The sequence below is a fragment of the Micromonospora fiedleri genome (assembly GCF_016774385.1).
GTDB classification, from domain to species: domain Bacteria; phylum Actinomycetota; class Actinomycetes; order Mycobacteriales; family Micromonosporaceae; genus Micromonospora; species Micromonospora gifhornensis.
Genome location: NZ_JAETXL010000016.1, coordinates 32,700 through 51,828, shown reverse-complemented (window position 1 = coordinate 51,828; position 19,129 = coordinate 32,700). Strand labels below are relative to the sequence as shown.

General features: G+C 71.6%; 19 protein-coding genes and 1 pseudogene. 13 read left to right on the top strand and 7 right to left on the bottom strand.

All coding sequences use genetic code 11. The features are described from left to right. The first annotated feature begins 229 nt into the window (after window positions 1–229). Window positions 230–1,282, top strand: a complete 1,053-nt coding sequence (locus JMF97_RS29085; protein WP_203224452.1) for an aldo/keto reductase — start codon at window positions 230–232, stop codon at window positions 1,280–1,282. A gap of 17 nt (window positions 1,283–1,299) precedes the next feature. On the opposite strand, the gene JMF97_RS29080 is transcribed toward JMF97_RS29085, so the two are convergent. After that, entirely contained in the window at window positions 1,300–3,450 is a 2,151-nt protein-coding gene (locus JMF97_RS29080; RefSeq protein WP_203224444.1) for an elongation factor G-like protein EF-G2, read from the bottom strand. Between the two features lie 243 nt (window positions 3,451–3,693). Between JMF97_RS29080 and pgsA the strand changes: the two genes are divergently transcribed. From pgsA to pdxT, 6 genes are all read left to right on the top strand, one after another. Next, window positions 3,694–4,326 (top strand): phosphatidylinositol phosphate synthase, encoded by a 633-nt coding sequence (pgsA, locus tag JMF97_RS29075; RefSeq protein ID WP_126712572.1) that lies wholly within the window; start codon window positions 3,694–3,696, stop codon window positions 4,324–4,326. A gap of 28 nt (window positions 4,327–4,354) precedes the next feature. After that, entirely contained in the window at window positions 4,355–5,233 is an 879-nt protein-coding gene (locus JMF97_RS29070) for a phosphatidylinositol mannoside acyltransferase (protein ID WP_203224443.1), read from the top strand. A 13-nt stretch (window positions 5,234–5,246) separates the two neighbouring features. Beyond that, entirely contained in the window at window positions 5,247–6,407 is a 1,161-nt protein-coding gene (locus JMF97_RS29065; RefSeq protein WP_013732685.1) for a glycosyltransferase family 4 protein, read from the top strand. A 26-nt stretch (window positions 6,408–6,433) separates the two neighbouring features. After that, window positions 6,434–6,940 (top strand): hypothetical protein, encoded by a 507-nt coding sequence (locus JMF97_RS29060; protein ID WP_013732686.1) that lies wholly within the window; start codon window positions 6,434–6,436, stop codon window positions 6,938–6,940. 132 nt (window positions 6,941–7,072) lie between these two features. After that, a complete protein-coding gene (pdxS, locus tag JMF97_RS29055) occupies window positions 7,073–7,993 on the top strand; it encodes a pyridoxal 5'-phosphate synthase lyase subunit PdxS (protein WP_307817134.1) in 921 nt (306 codons plus the stop codon). A gap of 76 nt (window positions 7,994–8,069) precedes the next feature. Continuing rightward, window positions 8,070–8,675 (top strand): pyridoxal 5'-phosphate synthase glutaminase subunit PdxT, encoded by a 606-nt coding sequence (gene pdxT, locus JMF97_RS29050; protein WP_203224442.1) that lies wholly within the window; start codon window positions 8,070–8,072, stop codon window positions 8,673–8,675. 501 nt (window positions 8,676–9,176) lie between these two features. Here the strand turns inward: pdxT and JMF97_RS29045 are convergent. After that, a complete protein-coding gene (locus JMF97_RS29045) occupies window positions 9,177–10,025 on the bottom strand; it encodes an MmyB family transcriptional regulator (RefSeq protein ID WP_238360379.1) in 849 nt (282 codons plus the stop codon). Window positions 10,026–10,206: 181 nt separating this feature from the next. On the opposite strand from JMF97_RS29045, the gene JMF97_RS29040 reads away from it, so the two are divergent. From JMF97_RS29040 to JMF97_RS29025, 4 genes and pseudogenes are all read left to right on the top strand, one after another. Next, window positions 10,207–10,503 (top strand): hypothetical protein, encoded by a 297-nt coding sequence (locus JMF97_RS29040; protein ID WP_203224440.1) that lies wholly within the window; start codon window positions 10,207–10,209, stop codon window positions 10,501–10,503. 221 nt (window positions 10,504–10,724) lie between these two features. After that, complete coding sequence (locus tag JMF97_RS29035) at window positions 10,725–11,474, top strand: YebC/PmpR family DNA-binding transcriptional regulator (protein ID WP_203224439.1); 750 nt, start codon at window positions 10,725–10,727, stop codon at window positions 11,472–11,474. 173 nt (window positions 11,475–11,647) lie between these two features. After that, window positions 11,648–12,263: pseudogene (locus JMF97_RS29030) on the top strand (winged helix-turn-helix domain-containing protein); the annotation flags it as partial. Continuing rightward, window positions 12,259–13,659 carry an MFS transporter gene (locus tag JMF97_RS29025; protein ID WP_307817133.1) on the top strand — a complete coding sequence of 467 codons (1,401 nt, stop codon included), beginning with the start codon at window positions 12,259–12,261 and terminating at the stop codon, window positions 13,657–13,659. The pseudogene JMF97_RS29030 and the gene JMF97_RS29025, both read left to right, overlap by 5 nt. Here JMF97_RS29025 and JMF97_RS29020 read toward each other — a convergent pair. Continuing rightward, window positions 13,605–14,378 carry a nuclear transport factor 2 family protein gene (locus tag JMF97_RS29020; protein WP_203224437.1) on the bottom strand — a complete coding sequence of 258 codons (774 nt, stop codon included), beginning with the start codon at window positions 14,376–14,378 and terminating at the stop codon, window positions 13,605–13,607. The genes JMF97_RS29025 and JMF97_RS29020 overlap by 55 nt on opposite strands. Before the next feature lie 88 nt (window positions 14,379–14,466). Between JMF97_RS29020 and JMF97_RS29015 the strand changes: the two genes are divergently transcribed. Both JMF97_RS29015 and JMF97_RS29010 read left to right on the top strand, forming a co-directional pair. After that, window positions 14,467–14,655 (top strand): hypothetical protein, encoded by a 189-nt coding sequence (locus JMF97_RS29015; protein WP_013732697.1) that lies wholly within the window; start codon window positions 14,467–14,469, stop codon window positions 14,653–14,655. A gap of 45 nt (window positions 14,656–14,700) precedes the next feature. Continuing rightward, complete coding sequence (locus tag JMF97_RS29010; protein WP_307817132.1) at window positions 14,701–15,402, top strand: ribonuclease FAU-1 family protein; 702 nt, start codon at window positions 14,701–14,703, stop codon at window positions 15,400–15,402. Here JMF97_RS29010 and JMF97_RS29005 read toward each other — a convergent pair. The 4 genes from JMF97_RS29005 to JMF97_RS28990 form a co-directional block, all read right to left on the bottom strand. Continuing rightward, entirely contained in the window at window positions 15,295–16,350 is a 1,056-nt protein-coding gene (locus JMF97_RS29005) for a COG1361 family protein (protein ID WP_203224436.1), read from the bottom strand. The genes JMF97_RS29010 and JMF97_RS29005 overlap by 108 nt on opposite strands. A 5-nt stretch (window positions 16,351–16,355) precedes the next feature. Continuing rightward, window positions 16,356–16,946 carry a hypothetical protein gene (locus JMF97_RS29000; RefSeq protein ID WP_203224435.1) on the bottom strand — a complete coding sequence of 197 codons (591 nt, stop codon included), beginning with the start codon at window positions 16,944–16,946 and terminating at the stop codon, window positions 16,356–16,358. Window positions 16,947–17,124: 178 nt separating this feature from the next. Further along, window positions 17,125–18,186, bottom strand: coding sequence for an ABC transporter permease (locus tag JMF97_RS28995; RefSeq protein WP_203224434.1), 1,062 nt, complete (start codon window positions 18,184–18,186; stop codon window positions 17,125–17,127). Further along, complete coding sequence (locus tag JMF97_RS28990) at window positions 18,183–19,076, bottom strand: ABC transporter ATP-binding protein (protein WP_203224433.1); 894 nt, start codon at window positions 19,074–19,076, stop codon at window positions 18,183–18,185. The genes JMF97_RS28995 and JMF97_RS28990 overlap by 4 nt, the downstream gene beginning before the upstream one ends. Window positions 19,077–19,129 lie beyond the last annotated feature (53 nt).

Genomic DNA, 19,129 nt, shown 5'->3' with positions numbered 1-19,129 from the left:
GCATCGAGCGATCCGCAGCAACGGATACGTGCTCGGGCGGGCAAAGGTGCACAGTAAACGACCGTCCACAGAAGATCTACATAAGACGGATGTCCGACGCCAGCCGCTCACCGTGGCCGAACCGGGTGCTTACCGCGGAAGATTGATCCGTGTGGCCCGGTCCCTCGTACGGATGACCGTGATGAATATCTGCCCGGCGTCGCCCTCTGGATGGCACGATGCGCCGATGGTGCAGTCGACGCGGACGCTGGGGCGCAGCGGCATCGAAGTCAGTGCCCTCGGCATGGGCTGCTGGGCGATCGCCGGTCCCTGGGCGGAGGGCCGCACCCCGCTGGGCTGGGGAGCGGTCGACGACGCCGAGTCGGTACGGGCCATCCGCCGCGCCCTCGACCTCGGTGTGACGCTGTTCGACACCGCCGACACGTACGGGGCCGGGCACGGTGAGCGCATCCTCGGGCGGGCCCTGGCCGGGCGGCGGGACGTGTCGATCATCGCCACCAAGTGGGGCTACACCTTCGACGAGCAGACCCGGCAGGCCACCGGGTCGGATGCCTCACCGGCGTACCTGCACCGGGCCGTGCGGGCCTCGCTGCGTCGGCTCGGCACCGACCGGATAGACCTCTACCAGCTGCACCTGGCCGACCTGCCGGTCGCCCGGGCGCAGGCGCTGATCGGCACCCTGGAGGACCTGGTCACCGACGGCCTGATCCGGACGTACGGCTGGAGCACCGACCGCACCGACCGGGCTGCCGCCTTCGGTGACGCCCCGCACGCCGCCGCCGTGCAGCACAGCCTGTCGGTGCTGCGGGACGCCCCCGAACTGCTCGGCGTCTGCGAGAAGTACGACCTGGCCAGCGTCAACCGGGGGCCGCTCGGCATGGGGCTGCTCACCGGCAAGTACCACCCCGACTCGACGCTGCCCCACGACGACGTCCGAGGGATGGCCTCGGGCTGGTTGGAGTGGTTCCGGGGCGGCCGACCCGCCCCGGAGTGGCTGCGCCGGGTACAGGCGGTCCGGGCGGCGTTGACCGCCGACGGGCGTACCCTCGCCCAGGGTGCGCTGGGCTGGATCTGGGCCCGCAGCGACCGCACCATCCCGATCCCGGGCTGCCGCAGCGTCGCCCAGGTCGAGGAGAACGCCGCCGCGCTGACCCTCGGCCCGCTCACCCCCGACCACTTCGCCGAGGTCGAACGCCAACTCGCCGCGCTGCGCACCGCCGCCCTCCGCGAGGCCGACCGCCCCTACTGGCCGAGCCCGATGCTGCCCACCGCCCGCCCCTGACAGGACCCGGGCTCCCGTCAGGCGTGCTCCTTGCGGATCTGGTCGGCCAGGTGCTCCGGCATCGGGTCGTACCGCACGAAGTGGCGGCGGAAGGTGCCGGCGCCGGCGGTCATCGCCCGCAACTCGACGGCGTAGCGCAGCAACTCCGTGGCGGGCACCTCGGCCCGGACCAGGGTGCGTCCCTCCGACTCCGGGTCCGACTCGGTGCCGAGCACCCGGCCCCGCCGGCCGGACAGGTCACCCAGCACCGTGCCCACGCTGCCGTCGGGGACCCGTACGGTCACCTCGTCGATCGGCTCCAGCAGCGCCGGGCGGCCTTTGGCGGCGGCGTCGCGCAGGGCCAGCGCCCCGGCGGTCTGGAACGCCGCGTCGGAGGAGTCGACGCTGTGCGCCTTGCCGTCGACCAGGGTCACCCGCAGGTCCACGACCGGGTGCCCGGCGAGCAGGCCGCGTTCCATCTGGGCGCGTACCCCCTTCTCCACTGACGGGATGTAGTTGTGCGGGACCGCCCCGCCGACCACCCGGTCGACGAACTCGAAGCCGGCGCCGCGCGGCAGCGGCTCCACCTCGATGTCGCAGACCGCGTACTGGCCGTGCCCGCCGGACTGCTTGACGTGCCGACCGTGCCCGGTTGCCGGGGCGGTCAGCGTCTCCCGCAGCGCCACCTTGACCGGTTCGGTGTCCAACTCGACCCCGCCGGCGCGCAGCCGGTCGAGGACCACGTCGGCGTGCGCCTCGCCCATGCACCACAGCACCAGCTGATGGGTCTGCGGGTTGCGTTCCAGCCGCATCGTCGGGTCGCCCGCGACCAGGCGGGCCAGGTTGCGGGCCAGGGCGTCCTCGTCGGAGCGGGACCGGGCGACGATCGCCACCGGCAGCAGCGGCTCCGGCATCTCCCACGGGGCGATCAGGAGCGGATCCTCCTTGGCGGAGATGGTGTCGCCGGTCTCCGCGCTGCCGGACTTGGTGATCGCGCAGATGTCGCCGGCCACCGCCACACCGACCTCGCGCAAGGTGGCGCCCAGCGGGCTGTACAGGTGCGCGATCCGTTCGTCGGCGTCGTGGTCGGGGTGGCCGCGTTCGGCCAGCCCGTGCCCGGCGATGTGCACCGTCTGGTCGGGGCGCAGGGTGCCGGAGAAGACCCGGACCACGCAGACCCGGCCGACGTGCCGGTCGATGGTGGTCCTGACCACCTCGGCGACCAGCGGACCGTCCGGGTCGCAGGTCAACGGCGGGCGGGGGGAGCCGTCCACCCCGGTGACCGCGGGCAGCGCGTGTTCCGGCGGCGACGGGAAGCCGGCGGTGAGCACCTCCAGCAGCACGTCCACCCCGACACCGGTGGCCGCGCAGACCGGCACCACCGGATAGAAGTGGCCCCGGGCGACGGCCTTCTCCAGATCCTCGATCAGGATCTCGGCGTCGATCTCCTCGCCGCCGAGGTACCGGTCCATCAGGGTCTCGTCCTCGCTCTCGGCGATGATCCCCTCGATGAGTTCGTCGCGGGACTCCGTGATGGCCGGCAGGTGCTCGGGGTCGGGCTGGCGCACCTGCGCCGGCAGCCCGCCGGTGTAGTCGAAGACCCGCCGGGTGATCAGCCCGAGCAGACCGGCGGTGGAGACCCCGTCGTCGCCGAGCATCGGCAGGTACAGCGGCAGCACGTTGTCGCCGAAGACCCGCTGGCACAGCGCCACCGCCTCGTCGAAGTCGGCGCGGGGGTGATCCAGCCGGGCGACGGCGACCGCCCGGGGCATGTCGACGGCGGCGCACTCCTCCCACAGGGCGGCGGTGGCGGCGTCCATCCCGTCCACGGCGGAGACCACGAACAGCGCGGCGTCGGCGGCCCGCAGGCCGGCCCGCAACTCGCCGACGAAGTCGGCGTAGCCGGGCGTGTCCAGCAGGTTGATCTTGATGCCGTCGTGCATCAGCGGCGCGCAGGCCAGCGAGACCGAACGCTGCTGGCGTACGGCCGCCGGATCGTGGTCGCAGACGGTGGTGCCGTCGGTGACCGAGCCGGCGCGGGCGATCGTGCCGGTCGCCGCGAGCAGCGCCTCGACCAGGGTCGTCTTGCCCGCGCCGGAATGCCCGACGAGCACCACGTTGCGAATCTTCGCCGGATCGGTCGCCACCGGTACCCCGGCAGCGTGCTTGTCCTGACTCCTCTGCGCCATCGGGCGCACCTCCCTCAACCGGTGGTGGTGACGACCGCCGCGCGCGACGGGGATGCGGCCCGGACGGGGTACCGCGGCGCTATCCTCCGGTGGATCGCCCCGGACCGGGCAGTCAACGGGCGGTCGGGTGAGCTGGGTCACCCTCCCGACCCGATCCCACACCCGATGGCCGCACGACACAACCCTCCCAGCTCGGACCGGCGTTGTCGGCGTGGTCGGGCCGACCGTTATCGTGGGACCGCCATGGCGAAGATCTTCCAAGTGTCGGTCCGCGCGGGGATGACCCGCGTCGTCGAACCGATTGCCCGCAGCCTGCTGCGCGCGGGCGTGTCCCCCAACGCGGTCACCGTCGCGGGCACCCTCGGGGTGCTCGTCGGCGCTCTCGGCTTCGGTGCCCGCGGCCACCTGGTCGCCGGTGCGCTGATCGTGACGGTCTTCGCGCTGACCGATCTGCTCGACGGAACGATGGCCCGGATGAGCGGCGGGTCGACCCGGTTCGGCGCGTTCCTCGACTCCAGCATGGACCGGGTCGCCGACAGCGCGGTGTTCGGCGCGGTCGCGTACTACCTGGCCACCGAGGGGGACCACGCGGGCATGGCCGCCGCGCTGATCTGCCTGGCCGCCGGCGGGCTCGTCTCGTACGTCAAGGCACGCGCCGAGGGACTGGGCATGAACGCCAACGTCGGCGTCGCCGAGCGTACGGAGCGCCTGCTGATCGTCGGTGTCGGTGGTCTGCTCGCCGCCCTGGTGCACCCGCTGGCGCTGCCGATCGCGCTCTGGCTGCTCGCGGCGGTGTCGCTGTTCACCGTCGGCCAGCGGATGCGGCACGTCTACCGGCAGGCCCAGCAGGTCGACGTGCCGGGTGGCCGCGGGTGAGCGGCACAGCCCGGCGACGGGGGTGCCGGTGAATCTCACCGAAATCGGTTACGTCGCCGGCTGGCGGCTGGTCCGCGCCCTACCCCGCCCGGTGGCTGCGGCGGCGTTCACCGCCGGCGCCGACCGGGCTCACCGTCGTCGGGGCGCCGGTGCCACCCGGCTGCGCGCCAACCTGCGCCGGGTGGTCGGCCCCGACCTGCCCGAGGACGAGCTGGACGAGCTGGTCCGCGCGGGTCTGCGGTCGTACGCCCGCTACTGGATGGAAGCCTTCCGGCTGCCGTCGCTGAGCCGCGATCAGGTGCTCGCCACCTTCCGGCTGGACGGTGCCGAGCTGCTCGCCGCCGACGTGGCGGCCGGTCGGGGTGCGGTGGTGGCGCTGCCGCACGCCGGTAACTGGGACCTGGCCGGTGCCTGGGTGGTCGCCAACGGCTGGCCGCTGTCCACCGTCGCGGAGCGGCTCAAGCCGGAGGCCGTCTACCAGCGGTTCATGGCCTTCCGGGAGGGCCTGGGCATGGAGATCCTGCCCACCACCGGTGGTCACCGGCCGCCGCTGGACGTGCTGACCGACCGGCTGAACGCCGGGGCGGTGGTGCCGCTGCTGGCCGACCGGGACCTCTCCGCCCGCGGGGTGGAGGTGGAGTTCTTCGGCGGCCGGACCCGGATGCCGGCCGGTCCGGCGCTGCTCGCGTTGCGTACCGGCGCGCCGCTGTACGTGGCGTCCATGTGGTACGAACCGGATGCGGCGTGTGCCTCGCTCGAGGGTCCGCTGCCGGTGCCGGGCCACCAGGACGGCACGCTGGACAAGCGAGTTCGGTCGCTGACCCAGCTGATCGCGGACGGTCTCGCGGCGGGCATCGCCCGGCATCCGCAAGACTGGCACATGTTGCAGCGGATGTGGCTGGACTGAGGGGACGGGCGCAATGCGGATCGGCATCGTCTGTCCGTACTCCTTCGACGTGCCGGGCGGGGTGCAGAACCACGTCATGGACCTCGCCGAGGCGTTGATCGGGCTCGGCCACGAGGTGAGCGTGCTCGCCCCGGCGGACGAGGACTCACCCCTGCCGTCGTACGTGGTGTCGGCGGGCCGGTCGGTGCCGCTGCCGTACAACGGTTCGGTGGCCCGGATCGCGTTCGGCCCGGTCTCCACCGCCCGGGTACGCCGGTGGATCACCCGCGGCGACTTCGACGTGCTGCACGTGCACGAGCCGCTGACGCTGAGCGTCTCCATGCTCGCGGTGCTCTCCGCCCGGGGACCGGTGGTGGCTACCTTCCACACCGCGATGACCCGGTCCCGGGTGCTCTCCGCCGCTCAGGGGGCGCTGCAGATCGTGCTGGAGCGGATCACCGCCCGGATCGCGGTGAGCGCGCTGGCCCGCAAGGTCCAGGTGGAACACCTCGACGGCGGCGCGGTGGAGATCCCCAACGGGGTGGCGGTGGCCAAGTTCGCCGGCATGCAGCCGCTGCCCGGCTGGCCGGGGGAGTGCGGGCCGGGCACCGGCGGCACGCTCGGCTTCCTGGGCCGGTTCACCGAACCGCGTAAGGGCTTCCCGATCCTGCGCGACGCGTTCGTCGAGCTGGCCGCCCGACGTCCCGGACTGCGTCTGCTGGTCGCCGGCCCCGGTGACCCGGACGACCTGTTCGACCGTTTTCCGCCCGAGTTGCGGGATCGGGTCACCTTCCTGGGGTTGGTGCCCGAGGCGGACAAGGCCCGGATGCTGCGCAGCGTGCACCTCTACGTCGCGCCGAACACCGGGGGCGAGTCGTTCGGCATGATCCTCACCGAGGCGCTGGCCGCCGGCACCACCGTGGTCGCCAGCGACCTGGACGCCTTCCGCCGGGTGCTGGACAACGGCCGGGCCGGGCGGCTGTTTCGCACCGGCGACGCGGCGGCGCTGGCGCAGACCCTCACTGACCTGCTCGACGATCCGGCTGCCCGGGCGGAGCTGACCGCCTGCGGCGACCAGGTGGTGGCAAATTTCGACTGGCCCGTGGTTGCCCGCCGGGTTCTGGAGGTATACGCAGCTGCGATCGAGGCGACCGACGGGCGGGTGATCGACCAGGAGTGGGTGGGGTCGGACTGACCGGGAGGAACGGGAGCAGCACTACGATGCCGGGCATGTGGTGGGTGGTGGGCGCGACGGTGGTCGTCGGCCTGGTGGCGGCGTACCTGATCTGGACCGCCGGCCGGGTCGAGCGGCTGCAGGCCCGCGCGCAGCTCGCGGCCCGTGCCCTCGACGCCCACCTGCTGCGCCGGGCCGCCGCCGCGGCGGTGCTGGCCGAACGCCGCTACGGCGTGGAGCTGTACGCGGCGGCGCGCATCGCGCTCGACGCGCAGCCGGAGGAGCGGGAGGCGGCCGAGAACGACCTGACCCGGCAGCTGCGCGCGGTCGAACTCGACCCCACCGACCCGGACTGCGAGGCGGTCATCGCGGCCAGCCGGCGGCTCGCCCTGGCCCGGCAGGTGCACACCGACCTGGTCCGCGACGCCCGTACGGCGCGCAGCCGTCGCCTGGTACGCCTGTTCCGGATGGGTCGCCGACACACCTGGCCGCGCTACTTCGACATCGACGACCCGACCCTGACCACGCCCGCCGCCGACGTCACCACCCGCTGACCCGCCGCCCCTGCGTACGGTGACGGCGGCCACACCGCAGGCCACCACGGCCCTGATTGGCTGTCGGCACGGCACTCGCGCCGGTCGTAGCATGTCGCTGCCCCACCGGTGCGCATCAAGGAGCGATGAGCCGTGTCCGAGACGACTTCCCCGAACACCAGCGGCACCATCCCGGTCGTCGGCACTGCCCGCGTCAAGCGGGGGATGGCCGAGATGCTCAAGGGCGGCGTGATCATGGACGTGGTCACCGCCGAGCAGGCCAAGATCGCTGAGGACGCCGGCGCGGTCGCGGTGATGGCGCTGGAGCGGGTGCCCGCCGACATCCGCGCCCAGGGCGGGGTGTCCCGGATGAGTGACCCGGACATGATCGACGGGATCATCAACGCCGTCTCCATCCCGGTGATGGCCAAGGCCCGCATCGGTCACTTCGTCGAGGCGCAGATCCTCCAGGCGCTCGGCGTCGACTACGTCGACGAGTCCGAGGTGCTCACCCCGGCCGACTACGCCAACCACATCGACAAGTGGGCCTTCACCGTCCCGTTCGTCTGCGGGGCGACCAACCTCGGCGAGGCGCTGCGCCGGATCACCGAGGGCGCCGCCATGATCCGCTCGAAGGGCGAGGCCGGCACCGGGGACGTCTCCAACGCCACCACCCACATGCGCAAGATCCGCCAGGAGATCCGCCGGCTCTCCTCGCTGCCCGAGGACGAGCTCTACGTCGCGGCCAAGGAGCTGCAGGCCCCGTACGAGCTGGTCAAGGAGGTCGCCGAGACCGGCAAGCTGCCGGTGGTGCTGTTCACCGCCGGTGGCATCGCCACCCCGGCCGACGCGGCGATGATGATGCAGCTCGGCGCGGAGGGCGTCTTCGTCGGCTCCGGCATCTTCAAGTCCGGCAACCCGGCCCAGCGGGCCGCCGCGATCGTCAAGGCGACCACCTTCCACGACGACCCGGACGTACTGGCGAAGGTCTCCCGTGGCCTCGGCGAGGCGATGGTCGGCATCAACGTCGACGACATCCCCGTCCCCCACCGCCTGGCCGACCGCGGCTGGTGAAGTGCAAGGAAGGGCACCTTAATAACGCCTGCGGTAGAGAAAGGGTCCCTTCTTAACGCTTCCCGGAAGGAGCACAGTGCCCGCACCCGTGATCGGCGTGCTCGCCCTCCAGGGCGACGTCCGTGAACACCTCACCGCCCTGAGCGGCGCGGGCGCGCAAGCCCGCCCGGTGCGCCGAAGCGCGGAACTGGACGCGGTCGACGGCCTGATCATCCCCGGCGGCGAGTCCACCACGATCAGCAAGCTGGTCGACATCTTCGAGCTGCGCGGCCCGATCGACAAAAGGATCTCTGACGGGATGCCGGTCTACGGCTCCTGCGCCGGGATGATCATGCTCGCCGCCGAGGTTCTCGACGGCCGCCCGGACCAGCGCGGCTTCGACGGCATCGCGATGACCGTACGGCGCAACGCCTTCGGCCGCCAGGTCGACTCGTTCGAGGCGCCCGTGCAGATCACCGGCATCGACGGTGGCCCGCTGCACGCGGTCTTCATCCGCGCCCCCTGGGTCGAGCGCGTCGGCGCAGGCGTCGAGATCCTGGGCACGGTCGCCGAAGGGCCGGCCACCGGCCGGATCGTGGCGGTACGCCAGGGCAACCTGCTGGCCACCTCGTTCCACCCGGAACTCACCGGCGACCTGCGCCTGCACGCCCACTTCGTTGACATGGTCCGCACCGCAACCTGACCCCACCGGCCACACCGGTCCCGGTCCCACCGGCCCCACGGGTCCCAAGAGTTCCCACCGGCCAAAGAGGCCCGCCGGACCGTCAGGCCCGCCGGACCGATTAGTCCTGCGGGATCCGCAGGTCCACTAGACCCGGGCCCAGGCCTGCCGGACCGACCAGGCCCAGCGGATCCATCGGATCCGCCGACCCGAATCCAGGTCTGCCCGGACCCGCCGAACCCACCAGGCCCGCATGACCCACCTAACCGGCCGGACCCGCACAACCCGGCGGGTATCGGTAGCAACTTCGGGGATGTTGCTGCCTTCGGTAGCTGCCAGACAGCAACATCCCCGAAGTTGCTCGCCGCATCGCCGCATCGCCGCATCGCCGCATCGCCGCATCGCCGCATCGCCGCCCGGCCGCGTCGCGTAGCCGCATGGCCGCAGCGCCGCAGGGCGGCGGAGCATGATCGAGGACCTGGACGAGCCCCGCCGCACGGCGCGGGGTAGGCGGGGGTCGGGCTAGCAGCCGGCCACGGAGCGCAGGCTGCCTGGGCGACGGCCGAGCAGCCGGTCCAGTGCTGCTGCGCTGTCCGCGTCGGCGGGCTGCGCCACCACGAGTCGCTGGTCGCCGGCGAGTTCCAGGGTCTCGTACGCCAGTCGCAATGGCCCGACCTCCGGATGCCGCAGCCGGCGCACGCCGCTGGACTGGGCCGCGACCGGGCGGCGTTGCCACCGGGACCGGAACGGTTCCCCGACGGTACGGTCGAGTCGTTCGGCGAACGCGTCGGTGGCCGGGTCACCGTCGCGTAGCCGGTGCAGGTCGGCCACCTGCTGGTCGGCGAGGTCGGCCCAGTCGGGGAAGTGCTCCCGGGCGCGTTCGTCGACGAGGACGTACCAGATCAGATTGGGGTGTTCGCTGTCCAGCAGCCCCAGCGGGCGGGCCAGCCGGTCGAACGGTTCGTTCCAGGCGAGCACGTCAGCGAGCCGGTTGAGCAGGTACGCCGGCCGGTCCCGCAGCGCCTCCAGCAGTGTTCGGACCGTCGGGCGGACGGTACGCGACACCATCGGTCGCTCGCCCGCGCACAGGTGCCGATGGTGATCGACCGAGGCGAGTTGCTGAAGGTGCCGCCGGTCGGCGTCGTCGAGCCGCAGGGCGTCGGCCAGCGCGGCGAGGATCTCCGGCGACGGGCGGTTGTCGCGTCGCTGTTCGAGGCGGGTCAGGTACTCGACGCTGACCTGGGCCAGTGTGGCGACCTCGGCTCGGCGCAGTCCGGGCGTACGCCGTCGGGGGCCGGCGGGCAGCCCCACCTGCTCGGGTCGCAGCGCTTCTCGCCGGCTGCGCAGGAAGGCGCCCAACTCCCCGTCCATCACGTGGTCCAGTGTGCCGTCGTACCGGCGGGTGAGGGTGGCCCCGCCAGGGCCATCCTCACGGCGGTCTGTCCGGCGCGTCGGGCCGCGGTTGGAATGAGCCCATGAGAAGACGACCTGCCCTCGCAGTGATCCGGTCGCGACGACGCGCGGTCCGCCGCCCGGCGAAGAGGAGCTGACCGTGCCGACGATGTTGATCACCTATCGGGTCCGGCCGGAGCGGCTCGACGAGCACCTGGCCCTGCTCGATGAGGTCTATCGGGAACTGGCCGACACCCGCCCGGCCGACCTGCGGTACCAGTCGCTGCGGCTCGCCGACGGGCACCGCTTCATCGACGTGGTGATCGGCCCGCGGCTGCCGGCACCACTGCCGTCGTTGCCGGCGTTCGTCCGCTACCGGGCCGGGTTCGACGAGCGTTGCGAGGATTTCGAGATGTCGGAGGTCAGCGTGTCGGGATCGTACGGCATGGGGGAGTAGCTTCGCCCGCTATCCGGCGTTCTGCGCTGATCGACAAGGCTGTGGGCGTGCGGCGGGTGACGGTTACCCGCCGTCCGTCGGTAGGATTGTCGAGATTCGGCAGGGCCATCTGCCCGCCACGGCTTCCACCAGAACAGACCGGCACCACCGCGTGCGCGGGTGCGGAGCGGGGCGTGCGCGGTGCGGTCGATGCAGACGGCGGGTAGCAACGGAGGTAACAGATGTCCGGCCACTCAAAGTGGGCGACGACCAAGCACAAGAAGGCGGTCATCGACGCCAAGCGCGGCAAGATGTTCGCCAAGCTGATCAAGAACGTCGAGGTTGCGGCGCGGACCGGCGGCGGCGACCCCGCCGGCAACCCCACCCTCTACGACGCGATCCAGAAGGCCAAGAAGAACTCGGTCCCCAACGACAACATCGACCGCGCGGTCAAGCGGGGCTCCGGCCTGGAGGCCGGCGGCGCCGACTACCAGACGATCATGTACGAGGGGTACGGCCCGAACGGCGTCGCGCTGCTGATCGAGTGCCTGACCGACAACCGCAACCGCGCCGCGACCGAGGTGCGTACCGCGCTGACCCGCAACGGCGGTTCGTTCGCCGACGCCGGCTCGGTGTCGTACATGTTCTCCCGCAAGGGCGTGGTGATCGTGCCGAAGGCAGACACCAGCGAGGACGACGTGATGCTGGCCGTCCTGGACGCGGGCGCCGAGGAGGTCAACGACCTGGGCGAGGCGTTCGAGGTGGTCTCCGAGCCGACCGATCTGATCGCGGTGCGCACCGCGTTGCAGGACGCCGGCATCGAGTACGAGTCGGCCGAGTCCTCCCTCATCCCCAGCGTCAACGTGCCGTTGGACGAGGAGGGCGCGCGGAAGGTCTTCAAGCTGATCGACGTCCTGGAGGACTGCGACGACGTGCAGAACGTCTACGCCAACTTCGACGTCAGCGACGAGATCATGGCGGCTGTCGGCTGAGCCGACCCCGACCACTGGCGCGACGTCAGGGCGTGTACGCGAGCCTCGGGCTCGGGTGCGCGCCCTGATCCGTTCCGCACACCACCGCACACCACCGGTCGACGACGCATCAACCGGGGACGACGACCCCCCAGGGGTTGCTAGAGACATCTTTCTAAAGCATTCTCTAGGGTATGTCCGAAGAGTTGCCGCCCCGAGCCGTCAAGGTCACCGACCCCCGCGCCCTACGGGCGTACGCGCACCCGCTGCGGATGCGTCTGATCGGGTTGCTCCGTGGCGAAGGCCCGATGACCGCGACACAGGCGGCCGCCCGGCTCGACGACAACGTGCCTAACTGCTCCTTCCACCTGCGGCAACTCGCCAAGTACGGGTTCGCCGAACGGGTGCCCGGGGCGGACGGCCGGGAACGGCCCTGGCGGGCCACCACCCTGTACACGTCCTGGGACGACGACTCCGACGATCCGGACATGAGGGCGGCGACGGATCAGATCAACAGCGTGATGCTCGGCGTCTACCTGCAACGCGGGCAGGACTACCTGGCGATCCGCGCCGACGAGCCGGTCGAGTGGCGGGTGGCCGCCGGCTTCGGCGACACGCTGCTGCATGTCACCGCCGCCGAGTTGCGCGAGCTGACCGAGCAGGTCGAGGCGCTGCTCGCCCGGTACGACGAACGGATCACCGACCCGGCGAAGCGTCCGCCCGGCTCTCGCCCGGTCACCTTCGTCCAGATGGCCCTGCCGCGCGCAGTCGTACCGCCGGGCGGGCCGGCGGGCGGCGACGGACCGTGACCGACTCCGTCGTACTGGCCGACCCGGCGCCACCGCGCCGGCCCCGCATCCCCCGCCTGCTGCGGCAGACGGCCTTCCGCCGCTACTGGTCGGCGCAGACCGTCTCGCTCTTCGGCGACCAGGTAACCATGCTCGCCGTGCCGCTGCTCGCCCTGCTCGCGGTCGGTGCCGGACCGGCCGAGATGGGCTACCTGACCGCGGCCTCGCTGCTGCCGAACCTGTTCCTCTCCCTGCCGGCCGGCGCCTGGGTGGACCGCCACCCGCGCCGACGTCGGGTGATGATCGTCGCCGACCTGGGCCGGGCGGGCCTGCTGCTGGCCGTGCCGCTGCTCTGGTGGGCCGGCGCCCTGAACCTGCTGCTGCTGTGCGCCGTGGCCTTCCTGATCGGTTGTCTCTCGGTGTTCTTCGAGGTGGCGCACAGCAGCCTGTTCGCCGCCCTGGTCCGTCGACCGGACTATGTGGACGCCAACAGCCTGGTCAACGGCAGCCGCGCCATGTCCCATGTGGCCGGTCCGAGCATCGGTGGGGTGCTCGTGCAGGTGCTCACCGCACCGGTCGCGCTCCTCTCCGGCGTGCTCACCTACCTGGTGTCGGCGGTCTTCCTGGCCCGGACAAGGGTCACGGAGCGCGCCGTGACCACCGGCACCGCCCTGGGCATGGCAGCGGGCGTACGGTTCGTGGCCCGCTCCGAGATCCTGCGGGCGACCCTGCTCGGCACCACCACGCTCAACCTGTTCAACTACATGTTTGCGGCGCTCTTCGTGCTGTACGTGACCACCGAGTTGGGCGTCTCACCCGGCATCCTGGGGCTGGTCGTCGGGGCCGGCGCAGTCGGCGGACTGCTCGGTGCGGCGGTGACCGGCCCGGTCAGTCGCCGGATCGGCATCGGCCCCGCGGTGCTCGTCGGTTTCGTCGTCTTCCCGGCCCCACTGATCCTCGTGCCGCTGGCCATGGGGCCGGAGCCGGTGGTGCTCGCGTTGCTGTTCGCCGCCGAGTTCGTCTCCGCGCTGGGTGTCATGGTCCTCGACATCGCGGTCGGCTCGGTGCAGATCGCGGCCACCCCGGTGGCCATGCTCGCCGTGGTCTCCGGTTTCCGGCGCACCGTCAACCACGGCATCCGACCGATCGGCGCCCTGGTCGGCGGGACACTCGGTGCCGCGATCGGGGTACGCCCCGCGCTCTGGATCGCCAGCATCGGCGCCCTGCTCGGGGTGCTCTGGGTCGTCTTCTCACCGCTGCGGGGGCATGCGCAGGCTCCCCGAAGAGTGACACCCCGCGAGCCGAGACCGGTCCGGACAAGGCCCCCGCCCTCGCGCGCTGTCGATCGGCAGACACCGTCGGGTCAGTCGAAGAGGCCGGCCGGTGGCGGGAACCTGCCCTCCCGGGTGTGGGAGTAGTCGCGCGACTCGGCCACCAGGGCGTCGGCGTCGAAGCGCAGCAGGGTGCAGCCGGAGATGGTCAGCGGCGCGTCGTACGGGTAGGTGATCGCCCAGTATTCGACAGTCGCCGTGTCGCCGTCGCTGCGCGGTGCGGCGAACCAGACCTCGGCCGGGCGGGTCTCCTCACCGAAACACTCCTCGACATAGGCGCGCAGCCCGTCACGCCCGCGACAGGGGCGGAACAGGGAGGCCCAGTGGACGCCGTCGGTCGCCTGCAACGTGACGATGCTCTCGACGTCCTTGGTGGGCCAGCCGTGCGCCCAGGCGTCCGCCCAGCGTTGCGCGGCGTCCCGTACATCCATGATCATGCTCCTCGGGCAGGTCGTTCCCGGAGTTCTACCACCGGGCTGCGACACTGCGGCCCGGTGCCGGGCTCGGGGTTGGGGAGCGGCCCAGGCCAGGAAGCGGTCGAACAGTTCCTCCGGCGTGGGCAGCGGGCCCTCGGCGTGCCGCAGCAGGTCGCCGGTGGCGTCGAAGAGCATCCCGGCCAGGTGGACCGACAGGCCGACCCGGTCGGCGCCGTACTCGACCCGCAGCAGCATCCGCGCCCGGGGGCACGGCCACGGCGCCGCGCACACCCCACAAGACCACCCCGGGCGTACGGGCAGATGCCGGTGCACCGGATGCCACCGCTCCAGCGGCTGCCCCTGATCGGGTGAGAGGTTCAGTGCGCTCATAGATATATGCTGCCCCGCCGTGTTGTCTACGTCAATAGACTCCGTAGTTGTCGGAGTCGAGTGGGGTTGACGCTGTCATTGTCAACTCATGGAGTTGGTGGGCGTGTCGGAGATCCGGGAGATGCTGGGAAACGTCTCCCGGCAGCGCGCGTCCGTCATCGCCAACCAGCGGAACTTCCCCGAGCCGATCGCCGTGCTGGCGATGGGCAAGGTGTGGCGGAAGTCGGATGTGGAGGCTTGGATCAGGGAGTATCGGCCGGAGTTGGCCCAGGACTGACCAGGGGGAGTGGTGGCGGTCGAACGCTTCAGGCCGGGTGACGTGGTGATCCGGCGAGAGATCCTGCACGGTGAGGCCTGGTTCGCCTGCCCGACGATCTGCGTCGAGGACAGCCCCGACCTGCTGGCGCTCTACCTGCCGCCGGGCGCGGAGTTCGGCTTCCCGGTCGAGGGCAGGTTTCCGTGTGGCCGGCACCCCTGGCAGGTGGCGGGCCACCGGGCCTGGACCGGGCACGGCAAGCTGATGCTCCAGCGTCCCGGCGAGGCACACGCGGTCGACGTCTTCTGGTCCGGCCCGCAGCGCGCCTTCGCCGGCTGGTACTTCAACCTCCAGGACCCGTTCCGGCGTACGCCGATCGGGGTGGACACCCTCGACCACGAGCTTGACCTGTGGTGGGCGGCGGACGCCGACCGGTACGTCTTCAAGGATGTGGAACTGTTCGCCCAGCGGCTGGTGGAGGGGCGTTATCCCGGCATGGCCGAGGCGATCCGGGCCGAGGGTGACCGGATCGCCGCCCTGCTCGACGCGGGCGAGCGCTGGTGGGACGAGTCCTGGGCGACCTGGCACCCGGATCCGACCTGGCCGGTGCCGCGCCTGCCGGCCGACTGGGCCGCGGTGCCGCACTCGGTGGTCGGCGGGTCAGTGGACGAACTGGTACCTGCGGCGTCGGGCGCGGCGGTAGCCGACGACCATGACCAGGCCGGCGAGGGTGGCGACCGCGCCGCTGATCAGGATGATCATCGGTAGCTGTTCGGAGAAGGTGGTCGGCAGCCCCCAGGAGCCCTTCTGGTCCGGGAATGTGATCTTCGCGGTGACCTCCCGGTGGAGGCGTCCGCTCTCCACCCGCAGTCGGGCCTGCCACGGACCGTTGGGGACCTGCTGGTCCAGCACCACCTCAAGGTCGGTGGTGTCGCCGGGTAGCACAGTCGTACCGAGGGTCGCGGGGAATGGTCCCGCCGACAGTCCGCCTGGACCATCGGAGAGCCACAGCTTGCCGGTCAGGTCGAGGGCCCGTTCCCCGGTGTTGCGCACCCGCGCCCGTACGACCGGGGCACCCTGCTCGGTCCGGCCTGGGGTCAGTTCCTCGATCCGGAAGTCCGACGGCGGTTCGCCGCCCGGGCCGACGTCGAGGTAGACCCGGATGCCGACCTGGTTGACCTTGCGCACCAGCATCGCCGCGTCCCGGCGTTCCGCGGCGCCGACCGTGGCCCAGATCGTGCCGTAACGCTCACCTCGGGACGCCGAGGGCGGTACGGCGATGGTGGCGCGTACCGTCGTGGTGCTGTACGGCCGGGCCACGATCGTGGGTTCGTCGATGGTGATCCACTCGGACAGTTCGTTGGCGTCCGGCTCCGGAGCCGGCACGAATTCGTGGTCCTTGATCTCGGCTGCGGCGACCCCGATGGTGATCTGATGGGTCGAGGCGGAGCTGTTGCTGATCTCGATCCGTCGGGTCATCCGGCTGCCCGGCTTGACGTGGTCGACGATGTAGACCCGGGCGCGGGGGTCGTCACGCCGGTCGACCGACGCCTCGACCAGCCGGATGCCGATGCTGCCCGATGCCGGAGCGGGGCTCGCGCCGGTGCCGCGGTCCCGGTCGGTGGCGCCCGCGGGGGCGCCGATCACGACGCTCGCCACCAGGATGGCGAGCGCCGCGACCGGCAGGCCCCACGAACGGGTTGTCCCTGAGCGCATCGAACTCAGTTCACGCTGTGGGTGATGGTGCCCGTGAACGTCCCGGCGACGCTTTGCAGCGGAATCGACACGGTGACCAGCGGGTCCCAGGTCGCTGTGTTGTTGCCGGAGCCGTCGGTGCCGTGGCTGTAGGCCGTTACGGCGGCGTCCAGCGCGACTCCGGCAGGAGGCGGCGGGGCGGTGCAGGGTCCCACCTGGCCGGGGGTGAAGGTGCCGGTTCCCGTGGTGTCGGCAATGCCCGAGCAGTAGTAGACGTTGTCGCTGGTGATCGTCTCGCCGGCGCCGACGCCGGTGCCGGTGGTGAAGTCGCTGCTGCTGACCGAGGTGACCCAACCCACTCCCGACTCGGCCCGAAGGTCCTCGACCAGGACGTCGCCGATCTGGCCGGAGGCGTATCCGCCCGGCGGGCCGCTGCTGAGCGTCGCGTCGTCGGGCACGGTGATCTGCAGCGGCCCGGCGGTGACCTCAAAGGTCAGGTCCGTCTCGCAGTCGACGCCGGCCTCGCAGGTTTCGGCCTGCGCGGGCGCTGCGGCCAGTAGCGTGCCCGCCAGTGCGGTCACTGCGGCCAGGGCTGTTGTCGCCAGTCGTCGTCTCATCCAGCTACCTCCTCCGATAGTCCATCCGTCCAGAAGGACATTAGGGCTTTTGTGGAGGTATGACCGGTATGAGGTGCTTAGTCACAAAAACGGGTGATTAGTGGCGTGCCGGCGTCGCTGGGGACGCCGGCACGCTCTGCTGGGCCGGGTGCCGTCGGCCCAGCGTCTCGCGCACCTGTCAGCTCAGCGTCTCGCGCTCCCGCCAGGCGGTACGGATCGAGGTGCGGCCGTTGGTGCGCAGCAGCGAACCCTCGTACACCCGGGAACCGGCGAGCACGAACCCGACCGCCGCGACCAGCAGCAGGGCGAGTGAGGCGAACAGCTCCCAGACGGCGGCGTCACCGTTGAACAGCCGCAGCGGCATCGCGGTCGGCGACGAGAACGGCAGGTAGGACAGCACCTGCATGGCACCGGCGTTGTCGTTGAGGAAGATCACCGCGAAGAACGGCAGCATCACCGCGAGCTGCACCGGCATGGACACCCCGCTGATGTCCTCCAGCCGGTTGACCAGTGCGCCGGCCGCCGCCCACATCGAGGCGATCAGCACGAAGCCGAGCAGGAAGAACGGCACGAACCAGCCGATCGCCGGGCCGAGCAGGGAGAGCAGCTGGCTGCTGTCGCCGAAGGCCATGCCGGCCAGCGCGACGGCGGCGATCAACCCGATCTGCCCCAGCGCGAGCAGGGTGCCGGCGAGCATCTTGCCGGCCAGCAGGGCGCGCACCGGCACTGCGGCGACGAGGATCTCCACGATCCGGGTCTGCTTCTCCTCGATGATGCTCTGCGCGATCTGCATGCCGAAGGTCTGCGAGGTGATGAAGAAGATGAAGGCGAAGGCGAACGGCACCAGGAAGGCGACCAGCGGGTCCACCGCGTCCGGGTTCAGCAGCCGCACCGGGGGTGCGCTGCTCAACGCGGAGACCACGTCGCTGGGAGCGTCGTTCATGGCCAGCACGGCCGGGCCGGCGACCACCGCGGCATCGGCGTCGCCATCGCGGACCGCCTGCTCGGCGGCGGCGTCGTCGGCCACGACCCGCACCTCTAGCCCTGCCTCCCGCAGCGGGCCGGCCGCCGCCTCGGTCACCGCCACGGTGGACGGCCCACCGGCGAACAGGGGCGGCAGGACGGTCGCCGCCACCGCGATGAGCAGGAAGAACAGCGTACTGATCAGGAAGGTGCGGTCGCGCAGCTTGACCCGGATCTCCCGGGCGGCGACCAGCCGGGTGGCCTCGAAGGTGTTCACTGGCTGACCTCTCGGAAGATCTCGGCGAGGGAGGGGGTGACCGGACGGAAGGCGCGCACCGGGCCACGGGCGAGTGCGGCGTGCAGTACCGGCTGCTCGTCGGTGTCGGCGGCGAGGTCGAAGACGGCGCGGGGGCCGTCCAGGTCGACCAGGCTGACCCCGGCCTGGTCCCGCAGCCAGCCCGCGTCGGTGTCCACCACCAACTCGAAGCGGCGGGTGGTGGCGGAGGACCGCAGCAGCTCCCGGCTGCCGGCGGCGCGGATCGTACCGTCGGCGATGATCACCAGGTCGTCGCAGAGGCGTTCGACCACGTCGAGTTGATGGCTGGAGAACAGCACCGGTACGCCGGCCGCGGCCCGTTCCCGCAGCACCGTCAGGATGGTGTCCACGGCCATCGGGTCCAGCCCGGAGAACGGCTCGTCGAGCACCAGCACCTCGGGGTCGTGCACCAGCGCGGCGGCGATCTGGGCGCGCTGCTGGTTGCCCAGCGACAGCGTCTCCAGCAGGTCGTCGCCCCGCTCGTCGAGCCCGATCCGCTCCAGCAGGGTGTCGGTGGCGCGCCGCGCGCCCTCCGCGGTCATCCCGTGCAGCCGCCCCAGGTAGACCACCTGTTCGCGGACGCTCATCTTCGGGTAGAGGCCGCGCTCCTCCGGCATGTAGCCGAAGCGTCCCCGGATCGAGCGGTTCAACGGCCGACCGCCCCAGGTCACCTGTCCCGCGTCGGCCGCCAGTACGCCGAGGATGATCCGCATGGTGGTGGTCTTGCCGGCGCCGTTGCCGCCGACGAAGCCGGTCATCCGGCCGGCGGCGACCTCGAAGGACACGTTCTTGAGCACTTGGCGGTCGCCGAAGCTACGGTCGACGCCGTCGAGGCGGAGGACTGTGGTCACGGCGTCCACGCTAGATCCTTGATGATCGACTGCCGTCCGCCCGGCGACGGAAA